The sequence below is a fragment of the Pedococcus bigeumensis genome, assembly GCF_039531795.1.
Taxonomy (GTDB): domain Bacteria; phylum Actinomycetota; class Actinomycetes; order Actinomycetales; family Dermatophilaceae; genus Pedococcus; species Pedococcus bigeumensis.
In genome coordinates, this window is the sequence record NZ_BAAAQS010000001.1 from 608,683 (window position 1) to 623,504 (window position 14,822).

General features: G+C 71.2%; 13 protein-coding genes. 10 read left to right on the forward strand and 3 right to left on the reverse strand.

Annotation, left to right across the window (positions count from 1 at the left end):
• Together ABD262_RS02965 and ABD262_RS02970 are read left to right on the forward strand one after the other, a co-directional pair.
• Positions 1 to 1,110, forward strand: a complete 1,110-nt coding sequence (locus tag ABD262_RS02965) for a WD40/YVTN/BNR-like repeat-containing protein (RefSeq protein ID WP_344130902.1) — start codon at positions 1 to 3, stop codon at positions 1,108 to 1,110.
• Positions 1,107 to 1,391 carry a MoaD/ThiS family protein gene (locus tag ABD262_RS02970; protein WP_344130905.1) on the forward strand — a complete coding sequence of 95 codons (285 nt, stop codon included), beginning with the start codon at positions 1,107 to 1,109 and terminating at the stop codon, positions 1,389 to 1,391. The genes ABD262_RS02965 and ABD262_RS02970 overlap by 4 nt, the downstream gene beginning before the upstream one ends.
• A gap of 7 nt (positions 1,392 to 1,398) precedes the next feature.
• On the opposite strand, the gene ABD262_RS02975 is transcribed toward ABD262_RS02970, so the two are convergent.
• Together ABD262_RS02975 and ABD262_RS02980 are read right to left on the reverse strand one after the other, a co-directional pair.
• Complete coding sequence (locus ABD262_RS02975) at positions 1,399 to 2,508, reverse strand: PLP-dependent cysteine synthase family protein (protein WP_344130908.1); 1,110 nt, start codon at positions 2,506 to 2,508, stop codon at positions 1,399 to 1,401.
• 80 nt (positions 2,509 to 2,588) lie between these two features.
• A complete protein-coding gene (locus ABD262_RS02980; protein ID WP_344130911.1) occupies positions 2,589 to 3,290 on the reverse strand; it encodes a TetR/AcrR family transcriptional regulator in 702 nt (233 codons plus the stop codon).
• Between the two features lie 87 nt (positions 3,291 to 3,377).
• Between ABD262_RS02980 and ABD262_RS02985 the strand changes: the two genes are divergently transcribed.
• The 8 genes from ABD262_RS02985 (at position 3,378) to serA (ending at position 14,107) form a co-directional block, all read left to right on the forward strand.
• Complete coding sequence (locus ABD262_RS02985; RefSeq protein ID WP_344130914.1) at positions 3,378 to 3,998, forward strand: hypothetical protein; 621 nt, start codon at positions 3,378 to 3,380, stop codon at positions 3,996 to 3,998.
• Positions 3,995 to 6,058: a YhgE/Pip family protein gene (locus ABD262_RS02990; protein WP_344130917.1), complete on the forward strand. Its 2,064-nt coding sequence runs from the start codon at positions 3,995 to 3,997 to the stop codon at positions 6,056 to 6,058. The genes ABD262_RS02985 and ABD262_RS02990 overlap by 4 nt, the downstream gene beginning before the upstream one ends.
• Before the next feature lie 57 nt (positions 6,059 to 6,115).
• Positions 6,116 to 6,640: a SixA phosphatase family protein gene (locus ABD262_RS02995; protein ID WP_344130920.1), complete on the forward strand. Its 525-nt coding sequence runs from the start codon at positions 6,116 to 6,118 to the stop codon at positions 6,638 to 6,640.
• Positions 6,641 to 6,731: 91 nt separating this feature from the next.
• Positions 6,732 to 8,459, forward strand: a complete 1,728-nt coding sequence (gene ilvD, locus ABD262_RS03000) for a dihydroxy-acid dehydratase (RefSeq protein ID WP_344130923.1) — start codon at positions 6,732 to 6,734, stop codon at positions 8,457 to 8,459.
• Positions 8,460 to 8,827: 368 nt separating this feature from the next.
• Positions 8,828 to 10,714 carry an acetolactate synthase large subunit gene (locus ABD262_RS03005; RefSeq protein WP_344130925.1) on the forward strand — a complete coding sequence of 629 codons (1,887 nt, stop codon included), beginning with the start codon at positions 8,828 to 8,830 and terminating at the stop codon, positions 10,712 to 10,714.
• A 5-nt stretch (positions 10,715 to 10,719) separates the two neighbouring features.
• On the forward strand, positions 10,720 to 11,232 hold the full coding sequence (gene ilvN / locus ABD262_RS03010) for an acetolactate synthase small subunit (protein ID WP_056922718.1): 513 nt from the start codon (positions 10,720 to 10,722) through the stop codon (positions 11,230 to 11,232).
• Between the two features lie 49 nt (positions 11,233 to 11,281).
• The gene (gene ilvC, locus ABD262_RS03015) at positions 11,282 to 12,310 is read left to right on the forward strand and encodes a ketol-acid reductoisomerase (protein WP_344130932.1); all 1,029 of its coding nucleotides are present in this window, start codon (positions 11,282 to 11,284) and stop codon (positions 12,308 to 12,310) included.
• Between the two features lie 210 nt (positions 12,311 to 12,520).
• Positions 12,521 to 14,107, forward strand: a complete 1,587-nt coding sequence (gene serA / locus ABD262_RS03020; RefSeq protein ID WP_344130935.1) for a phosphoglycerate dehydrogenase — start codon at positions 12,521 to 12,523, stop codon at positions 14,105 to 14,107.
• 137 nt (positions 14,108 to 14,244) lie between these two features.
• Here the strand turns inward: serA and ABD262_RS03025 are convergent, their stop codons facing one another.
• The gene (locus tag ABD262_RS03025) at positions 14,245 to 14,784 is read right to left on the reverse strand and encodes a GNAT family N-acetyltransferase (protein ID WP_344130938.1); all 540 of its coding nucleotides are present in this window, start codon (positions 14,782 to 14,784) and stop codon (positions 14,245 to 14,247) included.
• Between the last annotated feature and the right edge of the window lie 38 nt (positions 14,785 to 14,822).

The window sequence follows — 14,822 nt, forward strand, 5'->3', positions numbered from 1 at the left end:
ATGGGAGACACGACGGGGACCAGAGCTGGGCAGACGATCGTCGGGATCGGGACGCGCAAGGGGTTGTGGCTGGCCCGCAGTGACGACCGGCGGAGCTGGACGGTGGAAGGACCACACTTCCTGATGAGCGAGGTGCTCTCGCTGCTGTTCGACACGAGACGGGACACCCCCAGGCTGCTGGTGGGCTTCCGGTCGTCCCACTGGGGCCCGTCGCTCCAGCACTCCGACGACCTCGGCACGACCTGGGTGGAGCACCCCGAGGGCTCGATCCGCTTCCCCGAGGACACCGACACCGCCCTCAAGGCGACCTGGCAGCTCGTCGCCGATCCCCACGACCCCCGGGTGGTCTGGGCCGGCACCGAGCCCCAAGGGCTGTGGCGCAGCGCCGACGGCGGCGAGACGTTCGAGCTCAACCGGGGGCTGTGGGAGCACCCGCACCGGCCTGAGTGGGGGGAGGGGTTCGGTGGCGGTGCCATCCACACCGTGCTGCCCAGCCCGGCCAGCCCGGACAACATGCTGGTCGCGATGAGCACGGGTGGCGTCTACAACACCCGCGACGGCGGACGGTCGTGGGCCCCTGGCAACACCGGTATCCACGCCTACTTCCAGCCCCACGACGAGTGGCCGGAGTTCGGTCAGTGCGTGCACAAGGTGGTCCGTGACAGCGCGACCCCCACCCGCCTCTACGCCCAGAACCACCGGGGCGTCTACCGCTCGGACGACGACGGGGTCACCTGGACCTCGATCGAGGCGGGCCTGCCCACCAACTTCGGCATGACCGCGCTGGCCCACCCGACGCAGGGTGACACGGTGTGGTTGGTGCCCATCGCGTCGGACGGCGAGCGCATCCCGCCGGCGGCCGAGCTGCAGCTGCAGCGCAGCGACGATGCCGGGGCGACCTGGCGCACCCAGCGCGAGGGGCTGCCGTCGCCGTCCTACACGAACGTCCTGCGCGACGCCGCGGGGCTCGACACCCACGAGGAGCCCGGGCTCTACGTCGGCACCCGCAACGGCGAGGTCTACGCGTCCGTGGACGGCGGCGAGTCCTTCGCGCGGATCGTCGAGCAGCTTCCCGACGTCCTCTGCGTCCGGGCGGTCACGCTCCGATGACCGCCCGCGTCGTCCTGCCCGGCCTCCTGCGCGACCTGGCCGAGGGCGCTGCCGAGCTCCCGGTCGAGCTGTCGTCCGACGTGCCCCTCGCCGAGGTGCTCGACCGCGCCTTCGCGCCCTGGCCGATCCTGGCCTCCCGGGTGCGCGACGAGCGCGGGCAGATCCGGCGGCACGTCAACGTGTTCGTCGACGGTGAGGACGCCAAGCGGGCCGACGGCGTGCAGACGCCGGTGTCCCCGACCTCGACGGTCCACGTGATCAATGCCGTCTCCGGCGGCTGAGCGCCGGTCAGGCGGTCCAGGTCCCGTCGTCCCAGGCGCGGGTCAGGACGCCCAGGTAAGGGGTGAGGTCCCAGCCACGCTCGGTGAGCCACTCGTCGTTGCGGTAGGTGCCGGCATACCGCTCTGAGCCGTCGCACAGCAGCGAGACGATGCTTCCGGCCTGTCCACGCTCGGCCATCTCGCAGGCCAGTCGCAGGGCCCCGAAGAGGTTGGTGCCGGTGGAGGCGCCGGCCCGCAGGCCGGTGCGTTCGGTGAGGAACCGCATCGCCGCGACCGAGGCGGCGTCGGGGACGAGCAGCATGCGGTCGACCACGGACGGGATGAAGCTGGGCTCCACGCGCGGTCGGCCGATGCCCTCGATCCGCGACCCGCACGCCGCGCTGACCCCCGCGTCGTCGCCGCAGAAGCCGGGGAAGAACGCCGAGCGCTCCGGGTCCACGACGCACACCTGGCTGGCCAGGCCCCGGTAGCGCACGAACCGCCCGATCGTGGCGCTCGTGCCTCCGGTCCCGGCGCCGACGACGACCCACTGCGGCACGGGGTGCCGCTCCCTGGCCATCTGCTCGAAGATCGACTCCGCGATGTTGTTGTTGCCCCGCCAGTCGGTCGCCCGCTCGGCATACGTGAACTGGTCGAGGTAGTGACCACCACGCTCGTCGGCCAGCCGGCGCGCCTCGTCGTAGACCTCGGAGGCGTCCTCGACGAGGTGGCACTGGCCACCCTCGCGCTCGATGAGGGCGATCTTCTCCGGGCTCGTGGTGCTCACCATGACGGCGATGAAGGGCAGCCCCAGCATGCGGGCGAAGTAGGCCTCGGACACGGCGGTCGACCCGCTGGACGCCTCGATGACGGTGGTGCCCTCGTGCAGCTCGCCGTTGCAGAGCGCGTAGAGGAACAGCGACCGGGCGAGCCGGTGCTTGAGGCTGCCGGTGGGGTGGGTCGACTCGTCCTTGAGGTAGAGGTCGACCTCGGGCAGGCCGGGGATCGGCACGTGCACCAGGTGGGTGTCCGCGCTGCGGTTGGCGTCGGCCTGGATCCGCCGGACGGCCTCGTCGAGCCACGCTCGGTCGGTCGGGGCGGACGTCGTGGCGTCGATCAGGGCGGGCGCCTGTTCCATCGGTCGTTCCTCACTGCGCGAGAGAGGTATGCCGCGGCGGCGGTGCGCTGCCTCGGGTCACCTCGTCGTGTGGCACGAGGCTAGCGGTCGCCCGGGTCGCCCTCGGCGGGTGTCGAGGAGTCCTTGGGTCGCGTGGTGGCCGCCACGAGGAGGGGGAGGAACTCCCGCTCCAGCGACCCGGCCGGGACGGCGCGGGGTTCCAGGAGGTGATGGCCGAGCCCACCCTGCAGCACGATCGTCACCATCCGGACGATGTCGCGGGTCGGCACCGTCGGGGCCAGGCCGTGGGTGTCGGCGATCTGGTCCACAAGGGCGACGAGGCCGCCGCGCAGACTGCGCTGGAGCGCGGCGTAGGCCGTCCGCGCCCCCGGGTCGCGCAGTGCGTGCAGGGCGAACTCGCTGATCAGGAGGTGCCAGCGGCGCCGTTCCTCGGGCTGGCCCGTCCAGATCCGGATCACGCCGTCGAGCAGCTCGTCGAGGTCGAGTCCGGGCTGGGTGGCCAGCTCCGCGATCGCCTCCTGCAGCCTGGTGGCGTGCTGGGCGTAGAGCTGGAGGACGAGCTCGTCCCGGCTGGCGAAGTTGGAGTAGAACGCACCACGGGTGAAATCGGCGCGCTCGCAGATGTCCTCGACGCTCGCGCCGTGGAAGCCGCGCTCGGCGAAGACGTCGGCAGCTGCGGTGAGCAGGCGCTGGCGGGTTGCCTCACGCCTCGCGGTCCTCCGCGGGGGGGCGGCGCCCCCGGGGGTGGCGGGCGTCACGGTGTGCGCGGTGGCAGGCGGCATGCCTCAAAGAATACACTCTCGTATTGAATACAGATGTGTATCGAAAGACTTGGGTCGCCGGTGGTGACCCGGAAACAGGGTGTGGACATGGAGCTCATCGCCGACCAGGTGGCTGTCGCGGGCCTGCATGGGCCACTGCTGCTGCCCACCAGCCTGCGTGCGACCCCGCGCCACGTGACCGTGGTCGCCGGAGACCCGGGCTACGGGCACGTCGCGCTGGCACTCGCGCTCGGGGGCCGCGTGGCGCTGAGCGGGGGTTCGGTGGCCCTCGACGGATCGAGCGCCGCGGCCGACCTGCGTCGGCACGTTGCGCTCGTCGACGTGCCCGACGTGACCGCCCCCGAGGACGCCCTATCGGTGCGAGCGGTCGTGGCCGAGCAGCTCGCCCTCGCCGGACGCCCGTCCAGCCGGGCGGCGACGCGGGCCTTCCTGCGCGGCCGCGGGGCCGAGGGCCTCGCCACGGAGCGGTTCGAGGCGCTGCCGCCCCACGAGCGCACCACCCTGCTCATGCAGGTCGCGGCCAGCCGCGCCGGGACGACGGTGCTCGTCATCGCGGCACCTGACCGCTGGGGCGGTGAGCCTGTCCGGTGGTGGCGGGCAGCCGTGGACCTCGCGACCCAGGGCCTGACGGTCGTCGTGCAGTGCACCCACGCGACTGCGCGCGACCTCGGCCAGCCGATCCACCACGAGCTCGGGGTGGCGGCATGACCGCGATCCGGCTGGCCCTCACCGAGCTGCGCCGCGTCACGGCAGGACGGCTCCCGCGCGCTGCCCTCATCGCCCTCGTGCTGGTGCCCACGCTCTACGGCGGTCTCTACCTCTACGCCAACAAGGACCCCTACGGCGGTCTCGAGCGGGTGCCTGCCGCCGTGGTCGTCGAGGACGCCGGCACGACTCTCGCCAACGGTGAGGAGCTCGCCGTCGGGGACACGGTGGCCAAGGAGCTCGTCCGCTCCCGCAGCTTCGAGTGGCACCGGGTGTCTCGGGCGGTCGCCGACCAGGGCGTCGACGACGGCACCTACAACTTCGCGCTCGTCGTCCCCCGCGACTTCTCCAGCGCCCTGGCCTCGAGCGCCGAGTTCACGCCGCGTCGGGCCGAGCTCGAGATCGAGACCAACGACGCCAACAACTACCTGTCGCGCACCATCGCCAACCAGCTCGTCGCCCAGGTGACGAAGTCCGTTGCGGCACAGGTGACGTCGACCGCCGCCAACCAGCTGCTCGTGGGTTTCAGCACGATCCACGACAAGGTCACCGAGGCCGCCGACGGCGCAGGCAAGCTGGCCGACGGAGCCGCTCGGGCGTCGGCCGGAGCGGGTCGGCTCGCCACCGGCGCCGGCCAGCTGGTGGCCGGCGAGCGCAAGCTCGTGAGCGGCGCCGACGCACTGTCCTCCGGTGCGTCGCAGGCGGCCGACGGCGCCGACCGCCTGGCCGCTGGTGCCTCCACCCTCCGGTCGGGGCTGTCGACCCTCGACCAGCGCACGGCGTCCCTGCCGGCGGACACCCGACGGCTCGCGCAGGGGGCGCAGCAGGTCGCCGATGGGAATGCCAGGGTGGCCGCGGCTGGTGACCGGGTGGCCACCGCCACCGACGAGCTCGTGACGACCATGACGGCGAACCGGGGCGCGTTGGCGGACCGGTTGCGTGCCGCAGGTTTCACCGAGGCGCAGGTGCAGCAGGTGCTCGACGCCGCCGAGCGGTTGAGCGGGCCGGTGACCGACGCCAGCTCCCAGGTCCAGACCGCCTCGAAGCAGCTCGAGCAGCTGTCGGCCGGAGCAGCGCAGGTGGCAGCCGGGGCCGACCAGCTGGCCGACGCTGCCGGCCCGCTGCGTGCCGGCATCCACGACGCGTCGGCCGGCAGCGCTTCGTTGTCGTCGGGCGCGACGGAGCTCGCCGCTGGCAACCACCGCCTGGCGTCGGGTGCGGCTGAGCTGGCGTCCGGCCAGCACTCGGCGCTCGACGGGGCGATCGCGTTGCAGTCGGGCGCGACGGAGCTCGCCACCGGCCTCGACACCCTCGAGTCGGGCGCGGGCCGGCTCCGTGACGGCCTGCGCGAGGGTCTGCGGTCGATCCCCGACCCCAGTGACGACGCCCGCAAGGCCGTCGCGCAGACGTTGGGCAACCCGGTCGGCGTGCAGGGTTCGTCCCTGGCCTCGGCAGCCAGCTACGGCGCCGGCCTGGCTCCGTTCTTCCTCAGCCTCGCCCTGTGGATCGGCGCCTACGTCCTCTTCCTCCTGGTCAAGCCGCTGTCGTCGCGTTCGCTGGCGGCGGGCCAGCCCAGCTGGCGCACCGCCCTGGGGGGCTGGCTCGCGCCGGCAGTCCTCGGCGTGGTCCAGGCCGTCCTCGTGTATGCCGTGGTGCTGCGTGGCGTGGGCATCGCCGCCGCGCACCCGGTCCTGCTCCTCGGGTTCATGCTCGCCGTCTCGATGACCTTCGTGATGATCCTGCACGCGCTCGCGGCCAGGCTCGGGTCTCCCGGCAAGTTCCTCGGGCTGGTCTTCATGGTGCTCCAGCTCGTGAGCGCGGGAGGCACCTTCCCGTGGCAGACCCTGCCCGAGCCACTGCACCCGGTGCACCACGCGCTGCCGATGACCTACGCCGTGGACGGCATCCGGAGGCTGATGTACGGCGGCTCGCTGGGTCACCTGACGATCGACCTCGCGGTGCTGGGCGCCTACTTCGTGGGGGCGTACCTGCTGTCCACCCGCGCCGCTCGGGCGGCGGCCACGTGGTCGGCGCTGCGCATCAAGCCCGAGCTCACCCTGTAGCCGCCGCAGCCCTTCGCTGGACTGGCTGTCCGGGGACATCAGGGCCATGCTCAGGGTATGACCCTCGCCAGTGATGACAAGGTGCTCATCCTCTTCCGCCACGCCAAGGCGGAGCAGGTCCTCGGCAAGCCCGACCACGAGCGCGAGCTGACCGGTCGGGGCGTGCGTGACGCCCGCGCCGCGGGCGCGTGGCTGCACGAGCACGAGCTCGGCCCGGAGCTCGTGCTGTGCTCGTCGGCGACCAGGACACGGCAGACCTGGGCCGCCGCCGAGGCGGGCGGGGCGTGCGGTGAGACCGTCGAGTTCTCCGACAGCATCTACTCGGGTGGCGCCGAGACCGTGTTGCGCTCGCTGCGTGAGGCGCCCACCGAGGTGCAGGTCCTGCTGGTCGTCGGCCACAACCCGACGATGGCGATGCTGGCCAGCGGGTTGTCCGAGGGCGACGGCTCGAGCGCCGCGCACGAGTGCCTCGCCGCGGGTTTCCCGACGTCGGCGATCGCGGTCCTGCGCTACGCCGGACCCTGGTCGGGTCTCGGGTTCGGCACCGCAGCGCTCGAACGCTGCCACGTGTCGCGAGGGTGACCGCGCGGCATACGCGGCAGCTCCGGCCCGGCGCTGGTCGGGTCGTGAGACCCGCGTCCCACCCTGTGGACCCGAGTTCTAGACTGCGGACATGACGACCACCGAGCCCACTGCGGGGGCGACCACGTCCGGCGTCGACATCAAGCCGCGCAGCCGCGACGTCACCGACGGCATCGAGAAGACCGCGGCCCGCGGCATGCTCCGCGCGGTGGGCATGGGCGACGACGACTGGGTCAAGCCGCAGGTCGGGGTGGCCAGCTCGTGGAACGAGATCACCCCGTGCAACCTGTCGCTCGACCGGCTCGCGAAGGCGGTCAAGGACGGCGTGCACGCGGCGGGTGGCTACCCGCTCGAGTTCGGCACGATCTCGGTCAGCGACGGCATCTCGATGGGCCACGAGGGGATGCACTTCTCGCTCGTCAGCCGCGAGATCATCGCCGACTCCGTCGAGACCGTGATGAACGCCGAGCGGCTCGACGGTTCGGTGCTGCTGGCCGGCTGCGACAAGTCGCTGCCGGGCATGTTGATGGCCGCCGCCCGCCTCGACCTGTCCAGCGTCTTCCTGTATGCCGGGTCGATCCTGCCGGGGATCGCCAAGCTGTCCGACGGGTCCGAGAAGACGGTCACCATCATCGACGCGTTCGAGGCCGTGGGGGCCTGTGCCGCGGGCCTGATGTCGCGCGCCGACGTCGATGCGATCGAGCGCGCGATCTGCCCCGGTGAGGGCGCCTGCGGCGGGATGTACACCGCCAACACGATGGCCTCGGTGGCCGAGGCGATGGGGATGTCCCTGCCGGGCTCGGCGGCCCCGCCCGCGACCGACCGCCGACGCGACGGGTTCGCCCGGAAGTCGGGGGAGGCCGTGGTCGAGCTGCTGCGACGTGGCATCACCGCCCGCGACATCATGACCAAGGAGGCGTTCGAGAACGCCATCGCCGTCGTGATGGCGTTCGGTGGCTCCACGAACGCGGTCCTGCACCTGCTCGCGATCGCCAACGAGGCCGAGGTCGACCTCACCCTCGACGACTTCGTCCGTGTCGGTGCCAAGGTGCCGCACCTCGCCGACGTGAAGCCGTTCGGCCAGTACGTCATGACCGACATCGACCGGGTGGGGGGAGTGCCGGTCGTCATGCGCGCACTGCTCGACGCCGGGCTGCTCCACGGCGACTGCCTGACCGTGACCGGGCGCACCATGGCCGAGAACCTCGCCGACATCGCCCCGCCGGACGTCGACGGCAAGGTCGTCCGTGCGATGACCCGGCCGATCCACAAGACGGGCGGCATCACCATCCTCAAGGGGTCGCTGGCCCCCGAAGGAGCCGTCGTGAAGTCGGCCGGCTTCGACTCCGACGTCTTCGAGGGCACGGCGCGGGTCTTCGACGGCGAGCGGGCTGCGATGGATGCCGTCGAGGAAGGCACGCTCAAGGCCGGCGACGTCGTCGTCATCCGCTACGAAGGGCCCAAGGGCGGCCCGGGCATGCGCGAGATGCTCGCCGTGACCGGTGCCATCAAGGGGGCGGGCCTCGGCAAGGACGTGCTGCTCCTGACGGACGGCCGGTTCTCCGGAGGCACGACCGGTCTCTGCGTGGGGCACGTCGCCCCCGAGGCGGTCGACGGTGGGCCGATCGCGTTCGTGCAGGACGGCGACCGGATCACCCTCGACGTCGCGAACGGTGTGCTCGACGTGCACGTCGACGAGGCCGAGCTGGCCAGTCGGGCCGAGGGGTTCGTGCCACCGGAGTCGAAGTACCCGCGCGGCGTCCTGGCCAAGTACCGCAAGCTGGTCGGCAGCGCGAGCGGAGGAGCGGTCTGCGGCTGACGCCGGGCGGACCCGCCCTGCCCCCCCGACCTGTTGCTCCCCGGTGGTCACGGACCGCCCTAACCAGGCACCCGGTGACCACCAGAAGGCAACAGGTCGGGAGGGGGCCGGTCCTGTGACTGAGACGACAGGTCCGGATCGTGGGACCGGCTGTCTCGTACGTTGACACCACCTGTGGACGGCGGGAGAGTTCTCGTGTGGCACGAATTCTCGTACTTCACTAGCGCGCCGGCTCCCAGAGCCAGCGCGCTGCCCTCCGTGGTCCTCACCTGAGGACTGGAGGGTTTTTTTGTGAGCAGATTCAGCGTGAGCAGATCCAACGTGAGCAGACCCAGCAGCATCCAGCGAGAACCGAAAGCGGTAGTGACGTGAGCGACGCGAAACCGGCACCGAGTCCGGCCGGCAGTCCCGCCCCCAGCCCGTCCAGGCTGGCCGAGCAGGCGAAGGCGAAGGTGCCTGCCCAGGTGACGGGCGCCCAGAGCCTGGTGCTCTCCCTCGAGGCCATGGAGGTCGACACCGTCTTCGGCATCCCGGGCGGCGCGATCCTGCCGGCCTACGACCCGCTGCTCGACTCGGTCAAGGTCCGCCACATCCTGGTCCGCCACGAGCAGGGCGCAGGGCACGCGGCCGAGGGCTACGCCAGCGCCACGGGCAAGGTCGGGGTCTGCATGGCGACCTCCGGCCCGGGCGCGACCAACCTGGTCACGGCGATCGCCGACGCCTACATGGACTCGGTCCCGATCGTGGCCATCACCGGTCAGGTCGCCTCCGCCGCGATCGGCACGGATGCCTTCCAGGAGGCCGACATCCGTGGCATCACGATGCCGATCACCAAGCACAACTACCTCGTGACCGACGCCGCCCAGATCCCGCGCGTCATCGCCGAGGCGTTCCACATCGCCTCGACCGGTCGTCCGGGACCGGTGCTCGTCGACATCTCCAAGGACGCCCTGCAGGCCAAGACCACCTTCGCGTGGCCGCCCAAGTACGACCTGCCCGGCTACCGGCCCGTGGCGCGTCCGCACAACAAGCAGATCCGCGAGGCCGCCCGCCTGATCGCAGCGGCCAAGCGCCCGGTCTTCTACGTCGGTGGTGGCGTCGTGCGCGGTCGCGCCTCGGATGCCCTGCGCGAGTTCGTCGAGCTGACCCAGATCCCCGTCGTGACCACCCTGATGGCCCGCGGGGCCGTCCCCGACAGCCACCCCCTCCACCTGGGCATGCCCGGCATGCACGGGTCGGTCGCGGCCGTCACCGCCCTGCAGAAGTCCGACCTGCTCATCACCCTCGGCGCCCGGTTCGACGACCGGGTCACCGGTCAGCTGTCGACGTTCGCCCCCGAGGCGAAGGTCATCCACGCAGACATCGACCCGGCCGAGATCTCCAAGAACCGCACGGCCGACGTCCCGATCGTCGGTGACGTGCTCGAGGTGATCGGCGAGCTGGTCAAGGCCGTCTCCGCCGACCACGAGGCCGGGGTGAGGGGCGACTACGCCGCGTGGCGCGAGCAGACCGCCGGCTGGAAGGCGACCTTCCCCTTGGGCTACACCACGCCCGAGGGCGAGGAGGGCGCCGTGTCGCCGCAGCAGGTCATCGAGCGGATCGGCGCGATCAGCGGACCCGAGTCGATCTACGTCGCCGGCGTGGGTCAGCACCAGATGTGGGCCGCGCAGTTCGTCCAGTACGAGCGCCCGAACGCCTGGCTCAACTCCGGTGGCCTCGGCACGATGGGGTATGCCGTGCCGGCCGCCATGGGTGCGAAGGTCGCCGAGCCCGACCGCGTCGTCTGGGCGATCGACGGCGACGGGTGCTTCCAGATGACCAACCAGGAGCTGGCGACCTGCGTCATCAACAACATCCCGATCAAGGTCGCGATCATCAACAACAGCAGCCTCGGCATGGTCCGCCAGTGGCAGTCGCTCTTCTACGACAAGCGTTACTCCAACACCGACCTGCACACCTCCGTCGGCAACCGCATCCCTGACTTCGTCAAGCTCGCGGACGCCTATGGCTGCGTGGGCCTGCGCTGCGAGCGGCCTGAGGACATCGACGCGACGATCAAGAAGGCGATGGAGATCAACGACGTCCCGGTCATCGTCGACTTCGTGGTCCACCGCGACGCGATGGTCTGGCCGATGGTGCCGGCGGGCGTGAGCAACGACGCGATCCAGGTCGCCAAGGACACCGCCCCGCAGTGGGACCGCGAAGAGGACGAGGCCACCGAGCAGCCCGAGGACGCGGACAAGGACGGGAAGTGATGGCGATGAGCAAGCACACCCTGTCGGTCCTGGTCGAGAACAAGCCCGGCGTCCTCGCCCGCATCGCGGCCCTGTTCTCCCGTCGCGGCTTCAACATCGACTCGCTTGCGGTGGGTCCCACCGAGCACCCCGAGATCTCGCGGATGACGGTCGTCGTCGACGTCGACGCGCTCCCGCTGGAGCAGGTGACCAAGCAGCTCAACAAGCTCATCGAGGTGCTGAAGGTCGTCGAGCTCGAGCCCACCGCGTCCGTCCAGCGCGAGATCCTGCTGGTCAAGGTGCGCACCGACATCCACAGCCGCAGCCACGTCCTGGAGACGGTGCAGCTCTTCCGTGCCAAGGTGGTCGACGTCGCCAGCGACACCCTGACCATCGAGGTCACCGGCAACCGCGACAAGCTCGCCGCCTTCCTCGAGGTGATCGAGCCGTTCGGGGTCAAGGAGCTGGTCCAGTCCGGCATGGTCGCCATCGGACGCGGCACCCGCTCCATCACCGACCGCGCCATGCGGTCCGCCTGATTTCCACCGAACCCCCGCAGAAGACAGACAACCTAAAGGAGTGGCCACCGTGGCCGAGATGTTCTACGACGACGATGCTGACCTGAGCGTTATCCAGGGCAAGAAGGTGGCCGTGATCGGCTACGGCAGCCAGGGCCACGCCCACGCGCTCAACCTGCGCGACTCGGGGGTCGACGTCCGCGTCGGGCTCGCCGAGGGGAGCAAGAGCCGGGCCAAGGCCGAGGCCGAGGGGCTCACCGTGAAGTCCGTCGCTGACGCGGTCAAGGAGGCCGACCTCGTCGTCATCCTGACACCCGACCAGGTGCAGCGGACGGTCTACGCCAACGACATCGCGCCCAACCTCAAGGAGGGTGCCGGCCTGCTCTTCGGCCACGGCTTCAACATCCGCTTCGACTACATCAAGCCCGAGGCCGGGTCCGACGTGATCATGGTGGCCCCCAAGGGTCCCGGTCACCTGGTCCGCCGCGAGTACGTCGACGGCCGGGGCGTGCCCGTGCTGCTGGCGGTCGAGCAGGACGCCTCCGGCAACGCCTGGGCGCTGGCCAAGTCCTACGCCAAGGCGATCGGCGGACTGCGCGCGGGCGGGATCAAGACGACCTTCACGGAGGAGTGCGAGACCGACCTGTTCGGTGAGCAGGCCGTGCTCTGCGGTGGTGCCTCCCAGCTGGTGCAGTACGGCTTCGAGACCCTCGTGGAAGCCGGCTACCAGCCCGAGGTCGCCTACTTCGAGTGCCTGCACGAGCTCAAGCTGATCGTCGACCTCATGGTCGAGGGCGGCATCGCCAAGCAGCGCTGGTCGGTCTCCGACACGGCCGAGTACGGCGACTACGTCTCCGGGCCCCGGGTCATCGACCCGCGGGTCAAGGAGAACATGCAGGCCGTCCTCGCCGACATCAAGAACGGCGCCTTCGCGAAGCGGTTCATCGACGACCAGGACGCCGGCGCGCCGGAGTTCAAGGCGCTGCGCGAGAAGGGTGCCCAGCACCCGATCGAGAGCACCGGCAAGGAGCTGCGCAAGCTGATGAGCTGGATCAAGGAGACGGACTCCGACTACATCGAGGGCTCTGCCGCGCGCTGACGCGAGCACCTGCGGCGCCCGCGCGCCGATGGCCGAGAGCCGGCCGGTCCCCACCCGGGGACCGGCCGGCTCCGTCGTGCGCGGTGTGATCTCTGTGTCACATGTCGAGCCACGGCATCCACATGCTGAGCCGGGCCGTATGCTGTGCGGCGGGCACAGCGTGGTGCCGGACCCCCATTGACCATCAGTGACCCACCGAAGGACTGACACGTGAGCAAGCCGATCGTGCTGATCGCCGAGGAACTCTCGCCCGCCACCATCGACGCCCTCGGGCCGGACTTCGAGGTGCGTCACGTCGACGGCGCGTCCCGCGAGGCGCTGCTGCCGGCGCTCGCCGACGTCGACGCCGTCCTCATCCGCTCGGCGACCAAGATGGACCCCGAGGCCATCGCCGCCGCGAAGAACCTCAAGGTCATCGCCCGCGCCGGTGTCGGCCTCGACAACGTCGACGTCCCCGCGGCCACCCGCGCGGGTGTCATGGTCGTCAACGCCCCGACCTCCAACATCACCTCGGCGGCCGAGCTCGCCGTCGGCCTCCTGCTGGCCACCGCCCGCAACATCGCCCCCGCCAACCAGGCCCTCAAGGCCGGCGCGTGGAAGCGGAGCAAGTACGGCGGTGTCGAGCTGCTCGACAAGAAGGTCGGCGTCGTCGGCTTCGGCCGGATCGGCCAGCTGGTCGCCGAGCGGCTCAAGGGCTTCGGCATGGAGATCCTCGCCTACGACCCCTACGTCTCGGCGCAGCGGGCCGGTCAGCTCGGGGCGCAGCTCGTCACTCTCGACGAGCTGCTCGAGCAGAGTGACTTCATCACCGTGCACCTGCCGAAGAACCCCGAGACGCTCGGGCTCATCGGCAAGGAGGCGCTGACCAAGGTCAAGCCGAGCGTGCGCATCATCAACGCCGCACGCGGTGGCATCGTCGACGAGGAGGCGCTGGCCGAGGCGCTGCGCGAGGGCCGGGTGGCTGGTGCCGGCATCGACGTCTTCGCCACCGAGCCCACGACCGAGAGCCCGCTGTTCGAGCACGAGTCGGTCGTCGTGACGCCGCACCTCGGCGCCTCCACGGACGAGGCCCAGGAGAAGGCCGGTGTCTCGGTCGCCAAGTCCGTGCGCCTCGCCCTCGGTGGCGACCTCGTCCCCGACGCGGTCAACGTGTCCGGTGGCGTCGTGCCCGAGGAGGTCCGCCCGGGCATCGCCCTGGTCGAGAAGCTCGGTCGCATCTTCACCGCGCTCGCCGGCTCGGTGCCGGTGCAGCTCGACGTCGACGTGCAGGGCGAGATCACCGCGCACGACGTGTCGATCTGGAAGCTCGCCGCGCTCAAGGGCCTGTTCACCGACGTGACCGAGGACCCGGTGACCTACGTCAACGCGCCGCTGCTCGCGGAGCAGCGGGGCTGCGAGGTGCGCCTGCTGACCGACCCCACCATGCAGGACTTCCGCAACGTCACCACCCTGCGCGGCACGCTCGCCGACGGGGCGACCATCAGCGTCGCCGGGACGCTGACCGGGCCGCGCCTGATCGAGAAGATCGTCGGCGTCAACGGCTTCGACATCGAGGTCCCGCTCACCGAGCACCTCGCCTTCTTCACCTACGTCGACCGGCCCGGCGTGATCGGCACCGTCGGGCGGCTGCTCGGCGACGCCGACATCAACATCGCCGGCATGCAGGTGGCGAGGAACGAGAAGGGTGGCCAGGCGCTGGTGGCCCTGACCGTCGACAGCCGCATCCCGGCCGACGTCCTCGCGGCGATCGTGACCGAGGTGGGCGCCGACGTGAGCGTCGTCGACCTCGTCGACTGAGACGTCCCCGCTCCCGAGGCCCCACCACGAGGTGTGCCGGTGGGTCCCCGCTGCTGTCGATCGACGCGGCGGGGGCCCACCGGCACACCCATGTGGGGAGGGAAGCGCCCGTGCCGGGCCGGGGGCAGGCGGCCCGCTCAGCCGCGCGGCGGACCGTCGTGCAGGACCAGGTTGAACAGGATGCTGTCGCGCCAGCCCCCGTCGAGGTAGAGGAACGAGGGGATCCGCCCGACCTCCTGGAACCCGCAGCGGCGCAGCACCGCCTGCGACGGGAGGTTGGCCACCATCGTGCTGGCGCCCAGCCGGTGCAGGCCCAGGTCGTGTCCGCGTCGCACGAGGTGCTCGACCGAGGCCACGGCCAGGCCGCGCCGCAGGTGGGCGTGGTCGACCCAGTAGCCCAGGTCGGCCCCGAGCATCGCGCCACGCACGATGTTCTGGAGGTTGGCGGCGCCGACCACGTCGGCGCCGTGCCACAGGACCCAGCAGTCGAAGAGCCCCAGCTCGACCTGGCGGAGCCGGCCCTCGACCACCTCACGCTGCCCCTCCTCGGTGAAGAAGGACCCGGGCCGCAGCGGCTCCCACGGGCGCAGGTGCTCGCGGTTGCGCTCGGCCGCAGCAGCCAGCGGGCCGGCGTCGTCGGCCGACAGGGGGCGCAGGGCGTAGCCGTCGGGAAGCACGTGGCCACCCTAGACAGCGGACGCTCCGGCAGGTGGCG